The following is a 24,556-nucleotide window of genomic DNA, read 5'->3' as shown; positions in this document are numbered from 1 at the left end:
GCCGGCATGCGCAATCACGAACTGATCGAACGGCTGTCGCACCTGGTGGGCGACGGCGGGCTGGTGCTGGACGCCGACGACCAAGCGCCCTATGTGCGCGACTGGCTGGGCAAGTGGCAGGGCAGCACGCCCGTGGTGGTGCGCCCGCGCAACGCCACCGAAGTGTCGGCCGTCATGCGCCTGTGCCATCAGACGCGCATCCCCGTGGTGCCGCAAGGCGGCAACACCGGCATGAGCGGCGGCGCCACGCCGGACGCCAGCGGCGCGCAGGTGATCCTGAGCCTGAACCGCATGAAGCGCATCCGCGAGGTGGACCCCGTCAATAACACCCTGTGCGCCGACGCCGGCGTGCTGCTGGCCGACGTGCAGGAGGCCGCGCGCGCAGCCGGCCGGTTCTTCCCCTTGAGCCTGGGCGCCGAAGGCAGCTGCACCATCGGCGGCAATCTCGCCACCAATGCCGGCGGCACCGCCGTGCTGCGCTACGGCAACACGCGCGATCTGGCGCTGGGGCTGGAAGTGGTGCTGCCGGACGGCCGGGTCTGGAACGGCCTGCGCGGCTTGCGCAAGGACAACACCGGCTACGACCTGAAGAGCCTGTTCATCGGGTCGGAAGGCACGCTGGGCATCATCACGGGCGCGGTCCTCAAGCTGTACCCCGCGCCCGCCGGCCGCGCCACGGCCTGGGCCGGCGCGGAAACGCCCTCGCAGGTGGTGGGCCTTTTGACCCGCCTGCAGGCCGCCTGCGGCGAACGCCTGACCGCGTTCGAGATGATGTCGGCGCGTTGCCTGGAACTGGTGGTGGCCCATGTCAGCGGCGCGGTCAGCCCGCTGGCCGGACGGCACCCCTATTACGTGATGCTGGAGCTGTCGGATACGGAACCGTCGGGACTGCCCGCCCTGCTGGAGGCCGCGCTGGGCGCGGCGCTGGAAGACGGATTGATCCAGGACTGCGCGATCGCCATGAACGATGCGCAGGCCCAGTCCATGTGGCGGCTGCGCGAAGGGATTTCCCAGGCGCAGGTGCGCGCCGGCAAGGCGGTCAAGCACGATATCGCGCTGCCCATTTCCCGGCTGGCCGCGTTCGTGGAAGAGGCCGACCTGGCGCTGGTGTCCGATTTTCCTGGCCTGCCGATCGTGAATTTCGGCCATATCGGCGACGGCAACCTGCACTACAACGTGCTGCTGCCGCTGGATGCGACGCCGGCGGAATACTCGCGCCTGACCGCGGCGCTGAACCGCCGGGTGCACGACCTGGTGGCGCAGCGCGGCGGCAGCATCAGCGCCGAGCATGGCGTGGGGCAATTGCGGCGCGACGAGCTGCGGCGCTACAAGTCGCCCGTGGAAATGGACCTGATGCTGATGATCAAGCGGGCGCTGGATCCGAATCAGCTGATGAACCCGGGCAAGCTGCTGTAGCGGGCCGCAAAGCGGGGCGGGGAGGCCGGGAGGCGGCTTTGCCGGCCCGCCCGGGCGCGAAGTCCGCCGGAAATTTATAATGGCAGGCTAATTGGATAAATCCTACATGCCTGAATCCTCCAGCCCGCGGGCGCCAAAGAACCCGGCGCCGGACGCCGGCGACCGGAAAGCGCCCCGGAAAGCGCCCCGGAACGAAGCCGGGAATGCTCCCCGGAACGCCTCGGGGAACGAACCCCGGAAAGACGGCGGCAACGCCCCGGCGAACGAGTCCCGTGCCGGATCCCGGCCCGAAGGCCGCCCGGCGCCGCGTCCCGAACGGCCCATTCCCGTCGTGAACTACCCCGAAGACCTGCCCGTCAGCGCGCGGCGGCAGGAGATTGCACGCGCCATCGCCGGCCATCAGGTCGTGATCGTCAGCGGGGAAACCGGGTCGGGCAAGACCACCCAGCTCCCGAAGATCTGCCTGGAACTGGGCCGCGGCCGCCAGAAGATGATCGGCCACACCCAGCCGCGCCGGCTGGCGGCGACTTCCGTGGCCAAGCGCATCGCCGAAGAGCTGAACACGCCGATGGGCGAGGTGGTCGGCTACCAGGTCCGGTTCAACGACCGCACCGGCCCGAATGCGTCCATCAAGCTGATGACGGACGGCATCCTGCTGGCCGAGTCGCAGCGCGATCCGCTCTTGCGCCGCTACGACACCATCATCATCGACGAGGCGCACGAACGCAGCCTGAATATCGATTTCCTGCTGGGCTACCTGAAGCAGCTGCTGCCGCGGCGCCCGGACCTGAAGCTGATCATCACGTCGGCCACCATCGACGCCGACCGCTTCGCCAGGCATTTCGGCGCGTCCGAGGACAAGCCCGCGCCCGTCATCGAGGTGTCCGGCCGGCTGTACCCCGTCGAGGTCCGCTACCGGCCCGTGCGCGAGGAGCCGGCGGCGGAGGCCGGGGCGCCACAGCCCCCCAAGACCGGCCGCGACCGCGAGCGCATGTCGGGCGACGAAGAGCGCGACCTGATCGACGCCATCGTGGACGCCGTGGACGAATGCGCCCGGCACGGCCCCGGCGACGTGCTGGTGTTCCTGCCCGGAGAGCGCGAGATCCGCGAATCCGCCGAAGCGCTGCGCAAGCGCCATCCCGCCGGCACCGAGGTGCTGCCGCTGTTTGCGCGCCTGTCGCAGGCCGAGCAGGAGCAGATCTTCCATCCGCGCGGCAATGCGCGGCGCATCGTGCTGGCCACCAACGTGGCGGAAACCTCGCTGACCGTGCCGGGCATCCGTTTCGTGGTCGACAGCGGGCTGGCGCGCATCAAGCGCTATTCCTGGCGCAACAAGGTCGAGCAGTTGCGCATCGAGCCGATCAGCCGCGCTTCGGCCAACCAGCGCGCCGGCCGTTGCGGCCGGGTGGGGCCGGGCGTGTGCATCCGGCTCTACGACGAGCTGGACTTCAACAACCGGGCCGCCTTCACCGACCCGGAGGTGCTGCGCTCCTCGCTGGCCTCGGTCATCCTGCGGATGAAGTCGCTGAAGCTGGACGAAATCGAACAGTTCCCCTTCGTCGAGGCGCCGCCCGGGCGCGCGGTGGCCGACGGCTACCATCTGCTGCAGGAACTGGGCGCGATCGAACTGGCCTCGGCGTCCGACGACGACGCGGACGCCGCGCGCACCGGCGCGGCCTTCGTGCTGACGCGGACGGGCCACGAGCTGGCCAAGCTGCCGGTGGACCCGCGCATCGGCCGGATGATCCTGGCGGCGCGCGAACACGAGTGCCTGGCCGAGATGCTGATCATCGCCTCCGCCCTGTCCGTGCAGGACGCGCGCGACCGCCCCATGCAGGAGCGCGAGGCCGCCGAGGCGGCGCACGCCAAGTTCGCTGACGACAAGTCGGAGTTCATCTCCTTCCTGAAGCTGTGGCGCTGGTATGGCGAACAGGTGCAGCACAAGGCGTCGCAGCGCAAGCTGGTGGGCCTCTTGCGGCAGAACTTCCTGTCGCCGATCCGCTTGCGCGAATGGCATGACGTGCATACGCAGCTGGCGGCGCTGGTGGGAGAGCAGGGCTGGCGCGTCAACCAGACGGAGGCCACGTACGAGCAGTTGCACCTGGCGCTCTTGTCCGGCCTGTTGGGCAATATCGGCTTCAAGAGCGACGAGGGCGGCCATTATCAGGGCGCCCGCGAGATCCGCTTCCACATCCACCCGGGCTCGCGCCTGGTGAAGAAGGCCGGCCGCTGGATCATGGCGGCCGAACTGGTCGAGACCACGCGCCTGTACGCGCGCTGCGTGGCGCGCATCGACCCGGTGTGGCTGGAAAAGGTGGGCGCCCACCTGATCCGCAAGAACTGGTCGGACCCGCGCTGGGAAAAGAAGGCCGGGCAGGTCGTGGCCAACGAACGGGCCACGCTGTACGGGCTGACCATCTACACGGGCCGGCGCATCCAGTACGGCCGCGTCAACCCCAAGGAGGCGCGCGAGCTCTTCATTCGCCAGGCCCTGGTGCCCGGCGAGATCGACACGCGCCTGGCGTTCGTGGCGCACAACCGCAAGCTGATCGCGGGCATCGAAAAGCTGGAGCACCAGAGTCGCCGCCCGGACATCCTGGTCGACGACGAGCTGATCCATGCGTTCTACGACCGCCAGCTGCCCGCCGACATCTCGCAGACGGCGTCGCTGGAAAAATGGGTGAACGGCCTGGACAAGGCGTCGGCAGCCAAGCTGATGCTGACCCGCGACGAACTCATGCGGCACGAAGCCGCCGGCGTCACGACCGATGTCTTCCCCAAGAAGGTGGAATGGCAGGGCGTGTCGATGGCGCTGGACTACCATTTCGAGCCGGGCTCGCCGCGCGACGGCGTCACCTTGGCGGTGCCGCTGTTCGCCCTGAACCAGATCGATCCGGCGCGCTGCGAGTGGCTGGTGCCCGGTATGCTGAAAGAAAAGGTGCATCTGCTGCTGAAGTCGCTGCCGCAGAAGCTGCGGCGCCATTGCGTGCCGCTGCCGGACTACGCGGCGGGCTTCTACGACCGCTGGTTCGAACGGCAGGCCGATCCCCAGATGGGGCTGGTGGACGCCATCATTGCCGACATGTGGGACCAGGTGCAGGTGCGCCCCGCGGTGGGGGACTTCAAGCTGGAGACCCTGCCGGCGCACTTGTTCATGAACTTCCGCGTGGTCGACGAGCACGGGCGCATGCTGGCCGCCGGCCGCAACCTGGCGCAGCTGCGGGCAGAGTTCGGCAAGCAGGCCCAGGCCACCTTCCAGCAGCTTGCCGCCAGCGACACGCAGGTCGCCCAGGCGCTGGCGCACGAGAACCTGACCACCTGGTCCTTCGGCCCCTTGCCGGAGATCATGGAGATCAAGCGGCGCGGGCAGTCAGTCATCGGCTATCCGGCGCTGGTGGACCGCGGCGCGCATTGCGACCTGGACGTGTTCGACGACCCGGACGACGCGCGCAAACATCACCGCGCGGGCCTTTTGAAGCTGTTCCGGCTGGGGCTGCGCGAACAGGTCAAGTTCCTGGAAAAGAACCTGGCGGACCTGACCAAGATCAGCATGCTTTACATGACGCTGGGCACGCAGGAAGAACTGCGCGACCAGATCATCGACTGCGCGCTCGGGCAGGCCTGCCTGGCCGAACCGTGGCCGGTGAACGAGCAGCAGTTCGAAGCCCGGCGCGCGGAAGGCAAGGGCAGGCTGGGCCTGCTGGCCCAGGAAGTGGCGCGGCTGGCCGGGGCAGTGCTGACCGAGTACGCCGCCGTCCAGCGCAAGCTGCCGCAAGCCAAGCCGCACGCCGCCGCCTATGCGGACCTGCAGCAGCAACTGAGCGCGCTGATGCCCAAGTGGTTCATCCGCGATACGCCGTATGCGCAGCTGTCGCACTATCCCCGCTACCTCAAGGCGGCGGTGGCGCGCATCGACAAGCTGCGCGCCGATCCGGCGCGCGACGCGAAGCTGGTGGCGGAAATGGCGCCGCTGGTCACGCAGTACCAGCGGGCGAGATCGGCGCTGAAGGGCGCGCCCGATCCCAGGCTCGACGAGTTCCGGTGGCTGCTGGAGGAGCTGCGGGTGGCGTTGTTTGCGCAGGAACTGCGCACGCCCATGCCGGTGTCGGTCAAGCGCCTGATGAAGAGCTGGGAGTCATTGAAGCGCTAGCGCGCGCCGGGCAAAAGAAAGGCCGCGAATTCGCGGCCTTTCTTCTTTACAGCGCCAGGAACCCGGCGACCACCAGGATGATCAGGCCGTACTTGGTGGCCTTGTAGGCGTTGCGGTTCCAGGCCTTGAAGGCCTTGCGCTTCTGGTCGATGACCCAGTGCGCGTGCGTCAGCCTGTTGATGGCGCCGGTCTGGTCGCCGCCGTCGTTGGGCGAGCTTGCGGCCGACATGACCACGCGGCCGAACCAGCGGTTGAAGGCTTCGGCCCAGCGCCACTTCAGCGGGCGCTCCACGTCGCAGAACAGGATGATGCGGTTCTGGTCGGTCTTGTTGTAGGCTTCGTGCACATAGGTTTCGTCGAACACCACGCTTTCGCCGTCGCGCCAGCTGTAGTGTTCGCCGTCGACGATGATGTGGCAGCCGTCGTCGTTCGGGGTGACCAGACCCAGGTGGTAGCGCAGGGACCCGGCGAACGGATCGCGGTGCGGGTTCAACTGGCCGCCCGGGGGCAGCTCGGCGAACATCGCGGCCTTGACCTTGGGCAGGGTCTTCAGAATGGCGACGGTCTGGGGGCAGAGTTCTTCCGCCGACGGGTGGCGGGCGTCATACCACTTCAGGTAGAAGCGCTTCCAGCCGTACTTGAAAAAGGAGTTGAAGCCGATGTCGTTATGGGCATCCGCGGCCTTGATGCGCCGCAATTCGGCCATTTGCACGGCTTCTGCGCGGATCGTCTCCCAATTGTCGTCCAGCACCTTGAGCTCGGCGATCTCGCTGGTCGTCAGATAGGGGGTGGATGGCACCCGCGACGTCAACACCATGAAGGCGTTGATGGGCGCCAGCAGCACAGAGTGGTCCAGCAGTTGCCGGCTCAGCGGCAGCTTGACGCGGCCTCGGAAGTGCGCGAACAGGATGGCGACAAGCCAGATCCCGGGGATTAGCCATTTCATACGTAAGTCTCGTCCTGCAACGAGGTAGTCCGGTACAGCGCGTATTGTCCCACAAGCGTCATATAAGCAGCGCCGCGGCGGCGCTGCGCGCCTGGACGGCCTCCATTCGGGTACGCATGCGAAGCTCCTTCTAGTAAGAAGATGGCCTAGGTACAATTCCGCTATGTCCGAAGCCGTAACAACTCCGTCCCCATTTGTCCATCTGCGCGTTCACTCCGAGTTTTCGGTCGTGGATGGCACGGTGCGCATCCCCGACCTCATCAAGCGTGTCGCCAAGCTGGGCCAGCCCGCGGTGGCGCTGACCGACCTGTCCAACCTGTTCGGCCTGATCAAGTTCTACAAGGGCGCGCGCGGCGCCGGCGTCAAGCCCATCGCGGGCTGCGACGTCTGGGTCACCAACGACGAAGACCTGGCCAAGCCGTTCCGCCTGCTGCTGCTGGTGCGCAACCACCAGGGCTACCTGAACCTGTGCGAATTGCTTTCCAAGTCCTTCCTGACGAACCAGGGCAAGGGCCGCGCCGAAATCCGCCGCGAATGGCTGCAAGGACAGGAGGGCCTGATCGCCCTGTCGGGCGGCCGCGGGGGCGACGTGGGGCAGGCGCTGGACGCCGGCAACGCCGTGTCGGCGCTGGCGCTGGCGCGCCAATGGGCGCACCTGTTCCCGGGCAGCTACTACATCGAATTGCAGCGCGCCGGCATGGACGGCGACGAAGCCTATTGCCAGGCCGCCATGCGGCTGGCGGGCGAGGCCGGCCTGCCGGTCGTGGCCACGCACCCGGTGCAGTTCCTGGACGAGTTCGAATTCCAGGCGCACGAGGCCCGCGTCTGCATCGCCGAAGGCGAAATCCTGGCCAATCCGCGCCGCGTGCGCCGGTTCACCAAGGAACAGTACCTGCTCAGTTCCGAGGAAATGGCGCGGCGCTTCGCCGACGTGCCCTCGGCGCTGGCCAATACGGTGGAAATCGCCAAGCGCTGCAACCTCAGCCTGGTGCTGGGCAAGCCGCGCCTGCCCGACTTCCCCACGCCCGACGGCGTCACGCTGGACGACTACCTGGTCCAGCTGTCGGAAGAAGGGCTGGAAAAGCGCATGGAGTTCCTGTTCCCCGACGTGGCCGAACGCGAGTCCAAGCGCGAGCAGTACTACGGACGCCTGCGCTGGGAGTGCAAGACCATCATCCAGATGGGCTTCCCGGGCTACTTCCTGATCGTGCAGGACTTCATCAACTGGGGCAAGAACAACGGGGTGCCGGTGGGGCCGGGGCGCGGGTCGGGCGCCGGTTCGCTCGTGGCCTACGCACTGGGCATTACCGACCTGGACCCGATCCGCTATGACTTGCTGTTCGAGCGCTTCCTGAATCCCGAGCGGGTCTCCATGCCCGACTTCGATATCGACTTCTGCCAGGACAACCGCGAACGGGTCATCGACTACGTCAAGGAAAAATACGGCCGCGCGGCCGTGAGCCAGATCGCCACCTTCGGCACGCTCGGCGCCAAGGCCGTGGTGCGCGATGCCGGCCGCGTGCTGGACATGCCCTATATGTTCTGCGATGGCCTGTCCAAGCTGATCCCGTTCAACCCGATGGATCCCTGGACGCTGGAACGCACCCTGAAGGACGAGCCCGCCTTCAAGGACCGCTACGAGCAGGAAGAGGAAGTGCGCGCGCTGGTCGACCTGGCCAAGCCGCTGGAAGGCCTGACCCGCAACATCGGCATGCACGCGGGCGGGGTGCTCATCGCGCCCGGCAAGCTCACCGACTTCTGCCCGCTGTACTGCCAGCCGGGGCAGGAGAACAGCGCGGTCTCGCAGTTCGACAAGGACGACGTCGAGGCGGCCGGCCTGGTGAAGTTCGACTTCCTGGGCCTGCGCAACCTGACCATCCTGGACTGGGCCGTGCGCTACGTGCGCCAGTTCAACGAAGGCAAGCGCGACTTCGACGTCATGGCGCTTGAACTGGACGATCCGGCCGCCTACAAGATTCTCTGCGACGCCAACACTACCGCCGTGTTCCAGCTGGAATCGCGCGGCATGAAGGAACTGCTGAAGAAGCTGCGGCCCAACACGTTCGAAGACATCATCGCCATGCTGGCCCTGTACCGTCCGGGGCCGCTGGAATCGGGCATGGTGGACGACTTCGTCAACCGCAAGCACGGCCGCGCCGCGGTGGACTACTTCCACTCAGACCTGGAAAGCACGCTCAAGAGCACCTACGGGGTCATCGTCTACCAGGAACAGGTGATGCTGATCTCCCAGATCATCGGGGGCTATTCGCTGGGCGGCGCCGACCTGCTGCGCCGCGCCATGGGCAAGAAAAAGCCCGAGGAAATGGCCAAGCACCGCGAGCTCTTCGAGCAGGGCGCCAAGGAAAAGGGCCATGACCCCGACCTGGCGGTCAAGCTGTTCGACCTGATGGAGAAGTTCGCGGGATACGGCTTCAACAAGTCGCACTCGGCCGCGTACGCGCTGATCTCGTACCAGACGGCCTGGCTCAAGGCCTATCACCCGACCGAATTCCTGGCCGCCACCATGTCCTCCGACATGGACGACACGGACAAGGTCCAGATCTTCTGCCGCGACGCCCAGGACAACGGCGTCGAGGTGCTGCCGCCGGACGTGAATTTCTCGGGCTACCGCTTCGAGCCCGTCGCCGACAAGCACACCGAAAAGGGCAAGCCGCCGCGCACGATGCGCTACGGCCTGGGCGCGGTCAAGGGCACGGGCCAGGGCGCTGTCGAAGACATCCTGCGCGCGCGCAAGGAAGGCGGCCCGTTCCTCAACCTGTTCGACTTCTGCCGCCGCGTCAGCAAGCAGGCGGTCAACCGCCGCACCATCGAGGCCCTGATCAAGGCGGGCGCGTTCGACACCATCGAACCCAACCGCGCCGCGATGCTGGCTTCGGTTCCCACCGCCATGGAGGCGGCCGAGCAGGCTGCCCGCAGCGCCAACCAGGCCTCGCTGTTCGGCGACGACAGCGGCGACGTCGTCGCCGGCGAGCTGGCCAAGGTGGCGCCGTGGGACCTGCACAAGAAGCTGACGGAAGAAAAGTCCGCGCTGGGCTACTACTACAGCGGGCACCTCTTCGACGCGTGGCGCGACGAAGTGCGCCGCATCGTGCCGATGCAGCTTGTCCGCGTGGAACCGCAGCGCGACCTGCAATGGATGTGCGGCGTGCTGGCCAGCGTGCGCGTCATGATGACCCGCCGGGGCAAGATGGTCTTCGCCGTGCTGGACGACGGCACGGCGCAGGTCGAGATCTCGGTCTTCAACGAACTCTACGAAAAGCACCGCAACCGGCTGCGCGAAGACCAGCTCGTCATCGTCCAGGGCAAGGTCAGCAATGACGACTACTCCGGCGGCATGCGCATCGTGGCCGAGCAGCTCTATGACCTGCAACTGGCCCGCGAGGCGCGCGCCAAGTCCTTGCGCGTCAAGCTCAACGGCAGCGCCGACGCCGCCCGCCTGCGCCAGATGCTCAATCCGTTCCGCGCCGAGCCCGAGAACGGCATTCCGGGCGTGCCGGTCGACATCGTCTATACCAAGAACAACTTCCTGTGCACGGTCCGGCTCGGGGAAGAATGGCGCGTGCGCATGGCCGATACGCTGCTGGCGAACCTGAACGACTGGACCAAGCCCGACGGAGTGGAGGTCACTTATTAATGCCCAGCCTGCGTATCGTGCACTCGGAGGCAGCCACCAGTTTTGGCGGCCAGGAAGGAAGAATATTCAAGGAAATGCACGCCATGCGCGCGCGCGGCCATCATCTTGAAGCAATCTGCCAGCCGCACGCGCAGCTGACGGAACGCCTGCGCGACGCCGGCTTTACCGTGCATGCCCTCAGCATGAAGGGGCCCGTGAATTACCTGAAAGGCGTGGCCGCCGTCCGGAACATCCTGAAAGAAGGGCGTTTCGACGTGCTCAACACGCACAGCCGGCGCGATACCGTCATCGCGGCTGCAGCCGCCCGGCTCACCTCGACGCCGCTGATCGTGCGGACCCGGCACCTGTCCAACAAGGTCGGGTCGCTGTGGTCGTACACCATCCTCCCGCACCGGGTCACGACGGTCAGCAACCATGTGCGCGAGTACCTGATCAGCCGGGGCGTGGCGCGCAACAAGGTGGCAACCGTTTACTCGCCCATCGTGCTGCCCGCGCCGGTCGAGCGCTCCACCTTGCGCGAAGAGCTGAGCCTGGCCGACGACGACATCGTCGTGGGCTGTGTGGCCGTCATGCGCGCCACCAAGGGCCACAGGGATCTGATCAACGCGATCGCGCCGCTCATGGCCAATCGGCCCAAGCTGCACCTGGTGTTCGTCGGCGCCGGATCGCCGGTCTTCGAGCAGACGAAGGCGTATATCGCCGAGCGCAGGCTGCAGGACCGCATCCACTTGATGGGCACGCGGCGCGATGTTCCCAACCTGCTGGCGGGCTTCGACCTTTTCGCGCTGGCGACGCAGCAGGAAGCGTCCGGCACGGTCTACGTCGAAGCGCAGGCCAGCGGCCTGCCCGTGGTCGGCACGAACGTCGGCGGCGTGTCCGAGATGTTCCGCAACGGCGTGACCGGCATCCTGGTCCCGCCCAAGGACCAGGCCGCGCTGACCGAGGCCTTGCAACGCCTGATCGACGACCCGGCCTTGCGCCAGCGCATGGGCGAGGCCGGCCGCAAGATGGTCTGGGAAGAGGCGGTGTTTTCGCCCGCCCGCCTTGCCGAAACCACCGAGGCTCTCTATACCAAGTGGCTGGCGGAGCGCCGTAGATGAACGCGCCCAACGTTCCGGTGCTGATGTACCACCACGTCACGCCGGCCGGCGGCATGATCGCCGCGACGCCCGATGTGTTCGAGGCGCAGGTCGCGCGGCTGGCGCGCGCGGGCTACCAGTCGCTGTCGGCCGCGCAGTTCGCCGGATACCTGGCCGGCGCCAGCGTCCCGGAACGCTCCGTGCTGATCACCTTTGACGACGGCTACCTGAACAACTGGGTGCATGCGCATCCGGTGCTGGCGCGCCACGGCATGCGCGCCGTGCTGTTCACCATCACGGGCTGGATCGGCGACGGCCCGCCGCGGCCGCATGCGGGGCAGGGTGGGGCATTGCCTCCCACGCCCGACCACGACGCCTGCAAGCAGCTGGTGGCGGCGGGCCGCGCCGACGAGGCCATGCTGCGCTGGAGCGAGATCGAGGCCATGCAGGCCGCGGGCACCTTCGAATTCCATTCCCACACACATACGCACACCCGCTGGGACAAGATCTGCGGCCCCGACGTGCAGGCCAAGCGCGAGCGCATCGCGCAAGATCTGCACGACTCCCGCGACGCGCTGGCCAGCCGGCTGGGCGGGGTCAGCGACCACCTCTGCTGGCCCCAGGGCTATTTCGACGCCGACTATGTGGCCGCGGCCCGGCAGGCGGGGTTCCGGCACTTGTACACTACCGACCCTTTCGGGCAGAACACCCCCGGCGCGGACCCCGGACACATCTATCGTTTCGCGGTGCGCAATCAGGGCGGCGCCTGGTTGAACCGGCGCATCTGGCTGTCGCGCGACCCGTTCTGGGGTCCGCGCTATCACGCCTGGAAGGCCTGGAAAAAGCGTCTTAGGAATCGCGGATGAAGTTATCAGTCATCATCATCACCAAGAACGAAGCGGCGAACATCGCCGCCTGCCTCAAGTCCGTGGCGTTTGCCGACGAATTCATCGTGGTGGATTCGGGCAGCACCGACGGCACCGTGGAACTGGCGCAAGCCTTGGGCGCGCGGGTCGAAGTGACGCCCGACTGGCCCGGCTTCGGGCCCCAGAAAAACCGCGCGCTGGACCTGGCGACGGGCGACTGGGTGCTGTCGATCGACGCCGACGAGCGCGTCACGCCCGAACTGGCCCAGGAAATCCAGGACGTGCTGCGCGACCCGCGCGGCGATGCCTACGAGATCGCGCGGCTGTCGAACTTCTGCGGCCGCGATATCCGCCACAGCGGCTGGTGGCCCGACTACGTGCTGCGCCTGTTCAAGCGCGGCACGGCGCGCTTCACCGACGCCGCCGTGCATGAGCGCGTGGTGCCGGCCGGCGGCCAGCCCCTGCGGCTGAGCGGCCATTTCCGCCACTACCCCTACGACAACCTGGACGCGCTGATCACCAAGGTCAATCGCTATTCGTCCGACGCGGCCGCGATGATGCATGCCAAGGGGCGGCGCACATCGGTCTTCGGCGCGCTCGGCCATGGCTTCTGGACCTTCGTGCGCATCTATCTGATCCGGCGCGGCTTCCTGGATGGCCGCCATGGCCTGGTCCTGGCCGTGATTGCGGCAACAGGCAGCTTCCTGCGCTACGCCAAGCTCATGTTCCTGACTACCCGCGGCAAGTGAACACCACGCGTCCTAGTGCGCCAATCCAATGAACATTCTTTATACGAACTATCACGGCAATGCCACGATTGGCGGCCACACCATTTACGTGGTCTCGCTGCTGCGCGCATTGGCGCAGCGCCATCGCCTCACCGTCGCCGCGCCGGATGGCAGCAGCCTTCACCGGCTGGCGGGCGACGTGCCGGGCGTGCACGTTGTGGCCCAGGACTTCCCGAACAGGCTGGGCAAGCGCCTGGCGGCCGCGCGCAGCCTGCGGCGTGTGATCGTCTCCCAGCAGATCGACGTGGTCCATGTCAATGGGTCTTCCGATCATCGCACCGTCATTCTGGCCTGCATGGGCATGGGAAAGCGCCGTCCGCGCATCGTGCTGACCAAGCACAATGACATTCCTATTTCGTACGTCGGAGCCGCATTGCGCGCGCGTGTGGGCACGGACCACGTGATTGGCGTGTGCGATTTCGTCGAGCGCATGCTTCGCGCCTCTCCCTACGCCACCCGGCCTGTTTCCACCATCGCCAACGGTGTGGATATCGAACGCTACTCGCCTTGGCCCGATGAGCGCGCGCGCGCGGCGCGCGCCGAATTGCTGGGTGAGCACGCGGCGAAATGCACGCTGCTGCTGGGCAGCAACGCGGGCACGAATTCATACAAAGGCTGGATGGATATGGCCCGCGCCGTGTCCCAACTCGGACCGCGCGCCGCTGGCGTTTACATTGCGCTGGCCGGCGCCCCGCCCGACGCCGGGCAGATGCAGGAAATACAGGCGTTGGGGCTGGCCGACCGGGTTATCTTTGCCGGCATGCTCGATGACGTGCGCCCGTTTCTGGCTGCGCTTGATCTGGGCTTCGTGCTTTCGTACCGCGTCGAGACCATTTCGTTCGCCTGCCGCGAGATGATGTCCATGGGATTGCCGGTCATCGTGTCGGATCAGGGCGGACTGCCCGAGAACATCGAGGTGGGCGTCGACGGCTGGATCGTGCCTAAGCGCAATCCGGAAGCGGTGGCCGAAGTGCTGGCGGGGATATTGAACGAACCCGGATGCGTCGCGCGCATGGGCGTCGCGGCGCGCGCCAAGAGCGTGGCGGAATTCGGACTGGACCAGTTCGCTCGGCGCACGGAACAGGTCTACTTGAGCTTGACGCGTACGGCGCATTGAGCGTTGCCTCCCGGCGGGGGGCTGCCCTCTATAATCTGCCGCATGGCCATACCAATTCTCATGTACCACCAGATCGGCGAGCCCAACCCCAGGGGCACGCCGTTTCGCGGGCTGACGGTGCACCCCGATAGTTTTGCCCGCCAGATGCGCTGGATGCGCCGGCTGGGCTATCGCGGCCTCTCCATGCGCGACGCGATGCCCTACGTGCGTGGAGAGCGGCAAGGCAAGGTGTTCGCCATCACGTTTGACGACGGCTATCGCAATGTTCACCACAACGCGATGCCGGTGCTGAGCGAACTGGGATTCACCGCCACCAATTATTTCGTGGCGCGCCAGTTCGACGGCGGCAATGTGTGGGACCTGCAAAAGGGCATCCCCTTCTCGGCGTTGATGACCGTGAACGAAATGCGGGAATGGGCCAAGGCCGGCAACGAGGTCGGCTCGCACACCCTGGACCACGTCCACCTGTCCGAGATGCCCCCCGAGGAAGCCCGGCGCCAGATCGCCGAGTCCAAGAACGAACTCGAACAGGCGCTGGGCGCGCCCGTCACCGCCTTTTGCTATCCCTATGGCGACCACGGTCCGGAACACCGGGTCATGGTGCGGGAAGCCGGCTACGAAAACGCCACGGTGACCCAGCGCGGCCTGGCAGGGGCGTCCGACGATCCGTTCGGATTGCCGCGGGTGTTGGTGGCGCGTTCCACCAACATCATCCGCTTCCTCCAGAAGTGCCTGACCGGGTACGAAGACGCCCGCAGGCGCCGCTGACCGGCGGCTGCCGATCGACCTTTGCTAGGGCAATCGCTGTACGGGCGCCGTAGCGCGCTCCAGGTCTCCCAGCCACAGGATCGCGTGTTCGCGATCCGGACCGCACATTTCGCGCTGGGGCTGCAGGCCGCCGCAGAAATCCGGCCGGGACGGCTGGCCGAAGATCGCGCAGCGCATGTCCGGCAGCAATTGAATACAGGGTGTGCCGGCGGGCTTGCCTTGCGGCATTCCCGGTATCGGCCGGGTGATCGACGGCGCGATGCAACAGGCGCCGCATCCCGCGCGGCATTCCAGCGCGGGCGCCGCGGCCAGGCTCATACCCACCCGCGCAGCCAGTAGATGAACAGGCCCGCGTATTCCTTGAGGATGGAGCGGCTGGCGTCGAAGGTGCGCTGGTCGGGCAGCCACAACGGCAGGGAGCCGTCCGCCGGCGCGACGATCTGGGGAGGATTGGGGGCCGCGACGGCCTCCACGCCCTGCTTGGAAAAGGCCGCCATGGCGCGCGGCATGTGCAGGGCGGAGGTCACCAGCAGGACCTTGCCGATGCCGCGCGACTTGAGCTGGTCTTCGGTCAGAGCCGCGTTCTCGTAGGTGGTGCGGCTGGAATTTTCCAGGATCAGCGCCGTTTCCGGCACGCCCTGCTGGCGGATGGAATGCGCCATGCCCCGGGCTTCGCTGACGTCGCCCTCCAGCGCGCCGCCCGACAGCAGCACCTTGGGCGCGCGGCCGGCCAGGTAGAGTTGGGCCGCGGTGTCCACGCGCACGACCGCCGTCTCCTTGTCATAGGGCAGGAACCAGTTGGCGCGCCCGTTGGCGGTATTGCCGCCCAGCACCACGATGGCGTCGGCCGTCGGCGACTCCGACGGCGGCAAGTGCGGATAGCGGTTCTCCAGCGCGCCGCCGGCCCATATCGACGTGGCGGGCAGGGACCAGGCCAGCGCCCAGAGCAAGCCCGCGACGATGAGGGCGCCGCCGGTCTTGCGCAGCCGGAACAGCCCGAGCACCAGTCCGACGACGACCAGGGTCAAGCACAAGTTGTAGGGAATGATCAGATTCGTGAGATAGCTGGACAAGGTCATTTCAAAGACAATCCTGATTACTGCGCACCATCCAGCAGGCTGTTCGCCTGCCGTTCAACTTCTTCTCCGGAAGGCCAGGCCTCTTCGGATCCCACGCATACCGCGCGCGGAGACCACGGGCCCGTCCTTCCTGGCCGCGTCACGCCAAACAGCGTGAGCTCCCGGGCGGCGGCTGCCGCAGCCACGTGCGACACGCCGGAATCGTTACAGATCACCAGCGCCGCCCTGGCTGTCAGCGCCGCGAAGGCGCCCAGCGACAGCGGCGGGAGCAATTGCGCGGTCGGCGCATTGCGCCGCGCTTCGTCGGTTTCGGCCGGAGGAGGGCACATTACCACGGTATGGCCGCGAGCCTGCAAGGCGCGGGTAAGTGTATCGAAACCTGGCCAGACCTTGATTTTTCCCTTGTGCAGGCCGGTGGCGGTGGGTGCGATCAGCACGAAACGCCGGCCCGCCAGGCCGGCTGCCTCCAGCGCCTGGCCGGCGGCGGCCTGGTGGGCCGGCGTCAAGGGCAGGTCCAGCGTCGGGCCCGGCTGCGCGGGGCCGGAAGGCAGGCCCCAGCGGGTCAGGGCTGCGCGGGTCAGGTGGTGCCAGGACTCGACGGCATGCAGGGATTCGGCCGGCTTGGCGAACGGCCAGCGCAGCAGAAAGCTGCGGCCGTCGTCCCGGTAGCCCGCCGAAGGCAGGCCGGCCAGCCGGAAGACCAGCGCGCTGGACAGCGAGTCCGGCAGCAGCAGGCCGCGGGCGTGGCGGCCCTGGGCGCCCAGGGCGCGCCGGTGGGCGCTGACGGCGGCCCGGTCCGGGCCCACCTTGCCGCGCATGGGGATGAAATCCTGCTTGGCGACGCCGTCGAGCAGATCGCGGGCCCAGGGGCGGGCGCAGATCACCAAGGGCAGGCCGCTGGCGTGCAGGGCGCGCAGGCTGGGCAGGCTCATGCAGACGTCGCCCACCCAATTGGGCAACCGGACGTACAAGCAACTGATATCGGACATGGATGGGCGCGTCGCGCGTTTAGGGCTAAGGGGGCGGGGCCAGCGCGCGGGCGCGCAGCCGGTACAATCCTGGGCACAATTGTATAAAAGCGAGTGATCCCTTTGAATTCTGCCGCACGCAATGCGCCCGCGGGTTCTCAACCCGTCAAATCTGAACTCTGGAGCCGGATCTACAGCCGCGTGGGTTCCTATTGGAAGGGGTTGGTGGCGGCCGTTCTGCTGATGGCGGGCGCGGCGGCCACGCAACCCGTCCTGGCCGTCATTATGAAGCCCTTGCTCGACGGCGGCTTCTCGGGCACCAAACCCTACTACGTCTGGGCCTTGCCCCTGGCGGTCGTGGGCCTGATCCTGCTGCGCGGCATCTGCAACTTCTTCAGCGATTACCTGCTGGCCTGGGTGGCCAACAATGTGCTGCTGGGCATGCGCCGCGACATGTTCGAGCGCCTGCTGGGCCTGCCCGACGCCGACTTCAAGCGCGGCGACACCGGCCGCCTCCTGAACCGCTTCACGATCGACGCCGGCAACGTCACCGGGTACGCCACCGACGTCATCACCGTTCTGGTGCGGGAAACCCTGGTCGTCATCGCGCTGATCTGCGTGCTGCTGTATATGTCGTGGGTGCTGACGCTGATCATCCTGGTCATGCTGCCGGTATCGGTAATGATCTCCCGCTTTTTCATCAAGCGCCTGCGCCGCATCAACCGAGAAACCGTCAACATGAACGCCGAGCTGACCCGCGTGGTCGGCGAGGGCATCGACGGCCAGCGCGTCATCAAGCTGTTCGACGGCTACGAAGTCGAGCGCGGCCGGTTTGATTTCGTCAGCCGGCGCCTGCGCCGCTTCGCCATGCGCACCGCCACCGCCGACGCGGCCCTGACGCCGCTGACCCAGGTGTGCATCTCGATTTCGGTCGGCGCCGTCATCGCCGTGGCGCTCAGCCAGGCCAACAGCGGCGCGCTCACCGTGGGCAGCTTCGCCTCCTTCATGGCCGCGCTGGCCCAGATCTTCGACCCCATCAAGCGCCTGACCAACGTCGCGGCGAAAATGCAGAAGATGCTGGTTTCCGCCGAAAGCGTGTTCACGCTGATCGACCAGACTCCCGAAAACGAGACCGGCTCCAAGCAACTGCCCGAACCGGTGCGCGGCAAGGTCGAATTCCGCGGCGTCTCGCACCGCTTCCCCGACGCCGACCGCGATACCGTCCAGGATATTTCCTTCGTCGTGGAGCCGGGGCAGACCGTGGCCCTGGTGGGCCGTTCGGGCAGCGGCAAGACCACGCTGGTCAATATGCTGCCGCGCTTCGTGCTGGCCGACAGCGGCCAGATCCTCGTGGACGACGTGCCCATTGACGACCTGACGCTGCGCAGCCTGCGCTCGCACCTGTCGCTGGTGAGCCAGGACGTGGTGCTGTTCGACGACACCATCGCCGCCAACGTCGGCTATGGCGCTTCGGGCGAGTCCAGCGAGCAGAAGGTGCGCGACGCGCTGGCCGCGGCCAATTTGCTGGAGTTCGTCGAAGGCCTGCCGCAGGGCGTCAACACGCCGGTCGGCGAGAACGCCGCCCGCCTGTCGGGCGGCCAGCGCCAGCGGCTGGCGATTGCCCGCGCGCTCATCAAGAACGCGCCCATCCTGATCCTGGACGAGGCTACCTCCGCGCTGGACAACGAGTCCGAGCGCCAGGTCCAGGCCTCGCTCGAACGCCTGATGAAGGGACGCACCACGCTGGTCATCGCCCATCGCCTGTCCACCGTGCAGAATGCGGACCGCATCATCGTGCTGGACGCCGGCAAGATCGTCGAGCAGGGCCCCCATGCGGACCTGCTGGCCGCCGGCGGCCTGTACGCCTCGCTCTACAAGATGCAATTCCGCGACGACTGAAGCGCGTCCCCGCCGTCCCCAACCCGCCGCCCTTCGCGGCGGTTTGTTTTTCCTGCCGAAGTTCCTGATTGCCAATCCGGCGGATTGCCGGAAAATGGACTAAGCGCGCCCGATCCGGGCCGCGCGGCGCTTCAGGCGCTTTGGCCCGCCGTGCAACCAGGAGCGCCTCATGGCCCTGCCTCCCGAAGGCAATCAACTCATCAACGTCGTCGTCCTGCTGGGGGCGGCGGTCGTCGCGGTCCCCTTGTTCAAGCGGCTTGGGCTGGGCTCGGTCCTGGGCTATCTGGCCGCGGGCCTCGTCATCGGTCCGTTCGGCATTGGCTTCTTCTCCGACTCCAAGTCCATCCTGCACGTGGCCGAACTGGGCGTGGTGATGTTTCTTTTCATCATCGGCCTGGAAATGCAGCCCTCCCGCCTGTGGAAACTGCGCGGCGAGATCTTCGGCCTGGGCGTGGCCCAGGTGCTGGCCTGCGGCGGGCTGCTGACGGCCGTCGGCCTGCTGGCCGGCTTGTCCGGCGCCGCGGCCTTCATGGCGGCGATGGGGTTCGTGCTGTCGTCCACCGCCATCGTGATGCAGATACTGGGCGAGCGCGACGAGACCGCCAGCGCCCAGGGCCAGCGCATCGTCTCCATCCTGCTGCTCGAAGACCTGGCCATCGTGCCGTTGCTCGCCCTGGCGACGCTGCTGGCCCCGGCTGGCAGCGCCGACCACGGCGATCCTTGGCTGCAATCGGCCATCGCGCTGGGCTGCATCCTGGCGCTGCTGGCGGCGGGCCGCTGGCTGCTCAACCCGCTGTTCCGCCTGCTGGCCGCCGCGCGCGCCCGCGAGGTCATGACGGCCGCCGCCTTGCTGGTCGTGCTGGGTGCCGCGCTGCTGATGGAGCTGGGCGGCCTGTCCATGGCGATGGGCGCCTTCCTGGCAGGGGTGCTGCTGTCTGAATCCACCTTCCGCCATCAACTGGAGGCGGAGGTCGAGCCGTTTCGCGGCATCCTGCTCGGGCTGTTTTTCCTGGGCGTGGGCATGTCCCTGGACCTGTCGGCCGTGGCGCGCGAATGGCCGCTCATCCTGGCGGGCGTCGTGGTGTTCATGCTGGTGAAGTCCGTCGGCGTGTATGTCGTGGCGCGGCTGCTGCGCGCCACGAACGCCGAAGCCGTGACTCGCGCAGCGCTGCTCGCCCAAGGAGGTGAATTCGCGTTCGTGCTGTACGGGGCTGCGACCGACAAGGGCATTTTCGACGCGCACGTGGGCGCGGTGCTGACGGCCATCGTCATCATCTCGATGGCGCTGACCCCGCTGTGCGTCCTGTCCTTGCGCTGGCTGCTGCCCAAGCCCGCGCCCTCCATGGACGGCGTGGACGTCGCCCGCGACCTGGACGGCTGCGCGCTGATCGTGGGGTTTGGCCGTTTCGGGCAGATCGTGACGCAGGCGATGCTGGCCCGCGACCTGAAAGTGTCCATCCTGGATACCGACACCGACGCCATTCGCGCCGCCGCAAAATGGGGCGTCAAGGTCTATTACGGGGACGGTACGCGCGTCGACATGCTGCGGTCCGCCGGCGCGGAGCGCGCTTGCGCCATCCTCATCTGCATCAACGATCCGCGGGCGGCTACCCATATGGTCAAGCTGATCAAGTCCGAATTCCCGCTCGTGCGGGTGGTGGTGCGCGCTTATGACCGCATCCACGCGCTGGCGCTGGCCAAGGAGGGCGTGGACTATCAGGTTCGCGAGACCCTGGAGTCCGCCCTGGTCTTCGGCGAAGCTGCGTTGCGCGCGATCGGCGTGCCGGCGGATGAGGCCGAAGGGGTGATGCAGGACGTGCGCCAGCGCGATACGGAACGCTTTGAACTGGAAGTGGCGGGGGGGCTGTTTGCCGGCCGGTCGCTTCTTTACGGAAATATGACGAGCCAGCCGGATGGCAAAAATGACAGGCCCGACCGCGAAACCAGCGAGACGGCGCCTAATCCTTCCGCCTGATTGCCGTATTTGCTCCACCATTTCGGTATCTTTGCATTACTTTACGCATCATTTCACGCGCAAACGCTGGCGGCTAAGGTAGATTGGTCCGTAATGACGCTTCACTGACGAAGCGCATTTGCCAGGGGGGTGCCATGCTGCAATCGGACCGCAATTCCACCACGCCGCACGCGATTGGCGTCGAGCTTGCCCGGCGTCAGGCTTTGACCCTTCGTTGCGGATTTTCAGCCGGCTCGATGCGCCAGCTGATGTCCCATACCGGATGGGCGGGTCCCGCGTGGGCCATCGGCGCTCACCGCGAGACCGACAAGGCAAGAGGCGCGAAGGCCTTCCCCTTCCGCATCGCCGCCGCGGCGGTGTCGTAAGGACGCGCTCCGGGGCGCCTTGCGCCAGCCATGAAAAAGCCCCGTCGCGTCGATGACGCGGCGGGGCTTTCCGTTGGCGGCGCTTAGCGGCCGAGCATCACGGCCTGCAAGCGCGTCTGCGCCTGCTGCACGTTCTTGGCCTGGGCATTCAGGTCTTGCAGCAGCTGGTTCAGCTTGGCTTGCACGGCCGGGTCCTGCACCTTCACCACCGGACCGGCGATCTCGATCTGCGCCTTGTTGGCCTCCACGTAATCGGCAATCTTGAGGCTGCTGTCGAACGTGGCATTCAGTTGCGGCAGCACGTCCCGGAACGTGTCGGCCGGCAGGCTCACCGTCTTCTCGTAGGCCTTGTCGTATACCGCCTTCAAGTCGGCCGGTTGTTTGAGTTGCGCGCGGGCGGCGTCCGCCTTGGCTTGCTGCTCCTTCAAGGCGGCGTTCATGTCGTTAAGCCCGGCCTGCACGGTCTTCAGGTCGTCGCGCCGGGTGACGATGTCGTTCAGCGAGCGCATGGCGCCTTTCTGCATGATGCCCGACAGCGGCTTGACCGACGCGTCCATGCCCGCGTTGAAGTCGGTGATCACCGCGTACTGGGCCGCGTAATCGCCGAAGGACTTCTTCTCTTCATCCGTCAATTGCGGCACGCGCACGCCGGGTTTGTCGACGATGCGGGTCTGCAAGAACTGCGTGAACGCGGCACGCTGTTCAGGTTCCTTGTCGCCGCAGGCCGCCAGCACAAGCGGCAGCGCCGCGACCAACATCAGGAACGGACGGAATAGGGACTTCATTGCATTGACCTCCGGAAAGCAAAAGAAAGGGCGCCAGACGGGACGTGACCCCCAAAGCGCCCGCAGCTTATCGGCAAGCCTTGTGCGCCGCCACCGGTTTCAAACTTCATTTCAAACGAATCTTTAAGACACACAAACTACACATCTCGACTTGAATCGCGCGCCTGATTCGGCTAGACATACTCACGCACTGCTTTCGAGGCGCACAAAAAAAGCCGCGGGGCTGTGCGCGGCTTTCGGAGCGATCCTGATGCGTGGAGATAAACGCGGAAGGCTAGACCAAAATGATGTCGTACTTCTCTTGGGAGTACGTGCTTTCCACTTCCAGCGACACCCGCTTGCCCACGAAGTCGCCCAGCATCGCCAGATGCTGGCTTTCTTCTTCCAGGAACAGGTCCACCACGTCCTGCGACGCAAGGATGCGGAATTCCTTGGGGTTGAACTGCCGCGCCTCGCGCAGGATTTCACGCAGGATCTCGTAGCAGACGGTGCGGGGCGTGCGCACATTGCCGCGCGACTCGCACATGGGGCAGGGCTCGCACAACTGGTGCGCCAGCGAATCGCGCGTGCGCTTGCGGGTCATCTCCACCAGGCCCAGTTGGGTAAAGCCGTTGACGGTCATGCGGGTGCGGTCGCGCGACAGCGCTTTCTTCAACTCGGCCAGCACCGTTTCGCGATGTTCCTGTTCCTCCATGTCGATGAAGTCCAGGATGACGATGCCGCCCAGGTTGCGCAATCGCAACTGGCGGGCGATGGCCTGCGCGGCCTCCAGGTTGGTCTTGAAGATCGTATCGTCGAAATTGCGGCCGCCCACGAATCCACCCGTGTTGACGTCCACCGTCGTCAGCGCCTCGGTCTGGTCGATGATCAGGTAGCCGCCGGACTTCAGATCCACCCGGCGCGACAGCGCGCGCGCGATCTCGTCGTCCACATTGGCGGTGTCGAACAGCGGCCGTTCGCCGCTGTAGTGCTGGATCCGGTCGACCACCGATGGCGTATAAATGCGGGCCCATTCCAGCATCGCCGCGCTGGTGGTGCGCGAGTCCACCAGAATGGCGCCGGTGCCGGGTCCGACCATGTCGCGCAGCACGCGTTGCGCCAGGGTCAGGTCCTGGTGCAGCAGGGCGGGCGCGGGCTGCGTGCGCGCAGCCGCCTGGACGCTGCTCCAGAGCTTGCGCAGGTATTCCACGTCCGCGGTCAATTCCTCGTCGTCGGCGCCTTCCGCCTGGGTGCGGACGATAAAGCCGCCTTTCTCCTCGGCGGGCATCAGCGCCTGCAGCCGTTCCCTGAGCTGAATGCGTTCGGACTCCGAGTCAATCTTCTGGGAAATGCCGATGTGGGGGTCGTGGGGCAGGTACACCAGCATGCGGCCCGCCATGCTGATCTGCGTGGACAGCCGGGCGCCCTTGGTGCCCAGCGGATCCTTGACCACCTGAACCATAATGGTCTGTCCCTCGAAAATGAGCTTTTCGATCGGCGTCGGCGTCAATCCCTGGCTGCGCTCGCTCCGGTTCTCGCGCAAGTCCGCAATATGGATGAATGCGGCGCGCTCGAGCCCGATATCAATAAAGGCGCTCTGCATGCCCGGCAGAACGCGGACCACCCGCCCCAGATAGATGTTGCCGACATGGCCCCGCTGGATGCTGCGTTCCACATGCAGTTCCTGCACCGACCCCTGTTCCACCAGTGCGACACGGGTTTCGAAGGGTGTGATGTTGATCAGGATATCTTCGCTCAAGGCGATGGCTGGGGGCATAGGGCGTTCGTCTCCAATTAGGTGCGGCGTACAAGGCGAATAGTAAACGTACCCAACCGGCAGGCAAGCGGGTGTTCGCACTATCTATATAGGGGCTCAGTATTAAGGGGCTTCGCCTGTGCTGGGGGAGCGGGGCGTTGCAGCTCCTCAAAGCGCCAGTCAGCCAGGGCAGACAACTTTCTTGCGACCGTTCCATGACAAGCCAAAATTCTGTGCTATAGTCTCGCTCCTTCGCAGTTCAAGCAGTTTTGAGCCGCGAAGCCCAAGCAGGTGCAACAGGTCAGGCGGGTTACCCGACAGGCCTGCCGCGGAAAGCGATCAGGAATGAGAGCCCAGCGGTTATTGCAAGGATTGGTGCAAATCAGGCAAAAGCCAGTTGCACGATCTGCAAAAATTGTGCTATAGTCTTGGACTTGGCAGTTGCCGAAAACTTAGGGTTAACCCTGATGTTTCGATAGCTGCTAAGGCGAGACCTGAAGAGGTCGTAGGCAAGAAGGCGAAGCAAGTTTGAAACGAACGACGCTGACTTGACAAACGATAAAAACTTCTTCATAATCTCGTTTCTCTGCTGCAACGACAGCAACGACGCGAAAGCGGAGTTGGCGGACGTTGAGGGCAGAAGCAGCAAGAAGCAAGTGCAATGCAGAATTTAGCAGTACCGCTCTTTAACAATTAAACAACCGATAAGTGTGGGCGCTTGATGCGAGTGCAGCGTGATTGGGTTTTAAACCCCGGTCACAAGCACAATGAAATCAAGTGCTCACTAGAAGTGAAGTACCTTAGACGTCAAGTTTAAGAACATACCTCACTTCCTTTGAGTAGCGACGTATGACCTGGTTTGGATTTATTCAGACCAAGAATACGAAACAAATACAGAGATTAAACTGAAGAGTTTGATCCTGGCTCAGATTGAACGCTAGCGGGATGCCTTACACATGCAAGTC

The 24,556-nt window shown here is 66.0% G+C and carries 17 protein-coding genes; 11 read left to right on the top strand and 6 right to left on the bottom strand.

Annotation, left to right across the window (positions count from 1 at the left end; genetic code table 11):
* Positions 1-6 precede the first annotated feature (6 nt).
* Together ACFWP0_RS08640 and hrpA are read left to right on the top strand one after the other, a co-directional pair.
* Complete coding sequence (locus ACFWP0_RS08640; protein ID WP_377841232.1) at positions 7-1,416, top strand: FAD-binding oxidoreductase; 1,410 nt, start codon at positions 7-9, stop codon at positions 1,414-1,416.
* A 106-nt stretch (positions 1,417-1,522) separates the two neighbouring features.
* Positions 1,523-5,566, top strand: a complete 4,044-nt coding sequence (hrpA, locus tag ACFWP0_RS08635; RefSeq protein WP_377841230.1) for an ATP-dependent RNA helicase HrpA — start codon at positions 1,523-1,525, stop codon at positions 5,564-5,566.
* A gap of 46 nt (positions 5,567-5,612) precedes the next feature.
* On the opposite strand, the gene lpxO is transcribed toward hrpA, so the two are convergent.
* Positions 5,613-6,512: a lipid A hydroxylase LpxO gene (gene lpxO / locus ACFWP0_RS08630; protein ID WP_377841228.1), complete on the bottom strand. Its 900-nt coding sequence runs from the start codon at positions 6,510-6,512 to the stop codon at positions 5,613-5,615.
* Between the two features lie 163 nt (positions 6,513-6,675).
* On the opposite strand from lpxO, the gene dnaE reads away from it, so the two are divergent.
* Genes dnaE through ACFWP0_RS08600 form a run of 6 tightly spaced genes read left to right on the top strand, consistent with a single transcriptional unit; the run spans position 6,676 to position 14,785 of the window.
* A complete protein-coding gene (gene dnaE / locus ACFWP0_RS08625) occupies positions 6,676-10,167 on the top strand; it encodes a DNA polymerase III subunit alpha (protein ID WP_377841226.1) in 3,492 nt (1,163 codons plus the stop codon).
* Positions 10,167-11,267, top strand: a complete 1,101-nt coding sequence (locus ACFWP0_RS08620) for a glycosyltransferase family 4 protein (protein WP_377841225.1) — start codon at positions 10,167-10,169, stop codon at positions 11,265-11,267. Before dnaE ends, ACFWP0_RS08620 begins: the two co-directional genes overlap by 1 nt.
* Complete coding sequence (locus ACFWP0_RS08615; protein ID WP_377841223.1) at positions 11,264-12,112, top strand: polysaccharide deacetylase family protein; 849 nt, start codon at positions 11,264-11,266, stop codon at positions 12,110-12,112. Before ACFWP0_RS08620 ends, ACFWP0_RS08615 begins: the two co-directional genes overlap by 4 nt.
* Positions 12,109-12,861: a glycosyltransferase family 2 protein gene (locus ACFWP0_RS08610; protein WP_377841221.1), complete on the top strand. Its 753-nt coding sequence runs from the start codon at positions 12,109-12,111 to the stop codon at positions 12,859-12,861. Before ACFWP0_RS08615 ends, ACFWP0_RS08610 begins: the two co-directional genes overlap by 4 nt.
* Positions 12,862-12,889: 28 nt before the next feature.
* On the top strand, positions 12,890-14,017 hold the full coding sequence (locus tag ACFWP0_RS08605; protein WP_377841219.1) for a glycosyltransferase: 1,128 nt from the start codon (positions 12,890-12,892) through the stop codon (positions 14,015-14,017).
* 42 nt (positions 14,018-14,059) lie between these two features.
* The gene (locus ACFWP0_RS08600; RefSeq protein WP_377841217.1) at positions 14,060-14,785 is read left to right on the top strand and encodes a polysaccharide deacetylase family protein; all 726 of its coding nucleotides are present in this window, start codon (positions 14,060-14,062) and stop codon (positions 14,783-14,785) included.
* 24 nt (positions 14,786-14,809) lie between these two features.
* Here ACFWP0_RS08600 and ACFWP0_RS08595 read toward each other — a convergent pair whose 3' ends face one another.
* The 3 genes from ACFWP0_RS08595 to ACFWP0_RS08585 are packed head-to-tail and all read right to left on the bottom strand — an operon-like array spanning position 14,810 to position 16,853.
* Complete coding sequence (locus ACFWP0_RS08595; protein WP_377841215.1) at positions 14,810-15,103, bottom strand: YkgJ family cysteine cluster protein; 294 nt, start codon at positions 15,101-15,103, stop codon at positions 14,810-14,812.
* Positions 15,100-15,864, bottom strand: coding sequence for a YdcF family protein (locus ACFWP0_RS08590; protein ID WP_377841214.1), 765 nt, complete (start codon positions 15,862-15,864; stop codon positions 15,100-15,102). The genes ACFWP0_RS08595 and ACFWP0_RS08590 overlap by 4 nt, the downstream gene beginning before the upstream one ends.
* Positions 15,865-15,881: 17 nt before the next feature.
* The gene (locus tag ACFWP0_RS08585; protein ID WP_377841212.1) at positions 15,882-16,853 is read right to left on the bottom strand and encodes a glycosyltransferase family 9 protein; all 972 of its coding nucleotides are present in this window, start codon (positions 16,851-16,853) and stop codon (positions 15,882-15,884) included.
* A gap of 102 nt (positions 16,854-16,955) precedes the next feature.
* Here ACFWP0_RS08585 and msbA point away from each other — a divergent pair, with 102 nt between their 5' ends.
* From msbA to ACFWP0_RS08570, 3 genes are all read left to right on the top strand, one after another.
* On the top strand, positions 16,956-18,731 hold the full coding sequence (msbA, locus tag ACFWP0_RS08580) for a lipid A export permease/ATP-binding protein MsbA (RefSeq protein WP_377841210.1): 1,776 nt from the start codon (positions 16,956-16,958) through the stop codon (positions 18,729-18,731).
* A 169-nt stretch (positions 18,732-18,900) separates the two neighbouring features.
* Entirely contained in the window at positions 18,901-20,706 is a 1,806-nt protein-coding gene (locus ACFWP0_RS08575) for a monovalent cation:proton antiporter-2 (CPA2) family protein (RefSeq protein ID WP_377841208.1), read from the top strand.
* A 134-nt stretch (positions 20,707-20,840) separates the two neighbouring features.
* Positions 20,841-21,071, top strand: coding sequence for a hypothetical protein (locus ACFWP0_RS08570; RefSeq protein ID WP_377841207.1), 231 nt, complete (start codon positions 20,841-20,843; stop codon positions 21,069-21,071).
* An 83-nt stretch (positions 21,072-21,154) separates the two neighbouring features.
* Here ACFWP0_RS08570 and ACFWP0_RS08565 read toward each other — a convergent pair whose 3' ends face one another.
* Complete coding sequence (locus ACFWP0_RS08565; RefSeq protein ID WP_377841206.1) at positions 21,155-21,856, bottom strand: DUF3053 domain-containing protein; 702 nt, start codon at positions 21,854-21,856, stop codon at positions 21,155-21,157.
* A 274-nt stretch (positions 21,857-22,130) separates the two neighbouring features.
* On the bottom strand, positions 22,131-23,594 hold the full coding sequence (gene rng / locus ACFWP0_RS08560; protein ID WP_377841851.1) for a ribonuclease G: 1,464 nt from the start codon (positions 23,592-23,594) through the stop codon (positions 22,131-22,133).
* Between the last annotated feature and the right edge of the window lie 962 nt (positions 23,595-24,556).

The sequence above is a fragment of the Achromobacter sp. NPDC058515 genome, from assembly GCF_042721735.1.
Taxonomy (GTDB): domain Bacteria; phylum Pseudomonadota; class Gammaproteobacteria; order Burkholderiales; family Burkholderiaceae_B; genus Achromobacter.
The sequence above is the reverse complement of the archived record's forward strand: the minus strand, read 5'-3'. Positions and strand labels throughout refer to the sequence as shown.

Bases quoted from the DNA above. Each gene is read 5' to 3' on its own strand.
- ACFWP0_RS08570 (WP_377841207.1), top strand. From the start codon at position 20,841: ATGCTGCAATCGGACCGCAATTCCACCACGCCGCACGCGATTGGCGTC.
- ACFWP0_RS08610 (WP_377841221.1), top strand. From the start codon at position 12,109: ATGAAGTTATCAGTCATCATCATCACCAAGAACGAAGCGGCGAACATC.
- ACFWP0_RS08615 (WP_377841223.1), top strand. From the start codon at position 11,264: ATGAACGCGCCCAACGTTCCGGTGCTGATGTACCACCACGTCACGCCG.
- ACFWP0_RS08590 (WP_377841214.1), bottom strand. From the start codon at position 15,864: ATGACCTTGTCCAGCTATCTCACGAATCTGATCATTCCCTACAACTTG.
- ACFWP0_RS08620 (WP_377841225.1), top strand. From the start codon at position 10,167: ATGCCCAGCCTGCGTATCGTGCACTCGGAGGCAGCCACCAGTTTTGGC.
- hrpA (WP_377841230.1), top strand. From the start codon at position 1,523: ATGCCTGAATCCTCCAGCCCGCGGGCGCCAAAGAACCCGGCGCCGGAC.
- ACFWP0_RS08565 (WP_377841206.1), bottom strand. From the start codon at position 21,856: ATGAAGTCCCTATTCCGTCCGTTCCTGATGTTGGTCGCGGCGCTGCCG.
- ACFWP0_RS08575 (WP_377841208.1), top strand. From the start codon at position 18,901: ATGGCCCTGCCTCCCGAAGGCAATCAACTCATCAACGTCGTCGTCCTG.
- ACFWP0_RS08585 (WP_377841212.1), bottom strand. From the start codon at position 16,853: ATGTCCGATATCAGTTGCTTGTACGTCCGGTTGCCCAATTGGGTGGGC.
- lpxO (WP_377841228.1), bottom strand. From the start codon at position 6,512: ATGAAATGGCTAATCCCCGGGATCTGGCTTGTCGCCATCCTGTTCGCG.
- ACFWP0_RS08605 (WP_377841219.1), top strand. From the start codon at position 12,890: ATGAACATTCTTTATACGAACTATCACGGCAATGCCACGATTGGCGGC.
- ACFWP0_RS08640 (WP_377841232.1), top strand. From the start codon at position 7: ATGCGCAATCACGAACTGATCGAACGGCTGTCGCACCTGGTGGGCGAC.
- dnaE (WP_377841226.1), top strand. From the start codon at position 6,676: ATGTCCGAAGCCGTAACAACTCCGTCCCCATTTGTCCATCTGCGCGTT.
- ACFWP0_RS08600 (WP_377841217.1), top strand. From the start codon at position 14,060: ATGGCCATACCAATTCTCATGTACCACCAGATCGGCGAGCCCAACCCC.
- ACFWP0_RS08595 (WP_377841215.1), bottom strand. From the start codon at position 15,103: ATGAGCCTGGCCGCGGCGCCCGCGCTGGAATGCCGCGCGGGATGCGGC.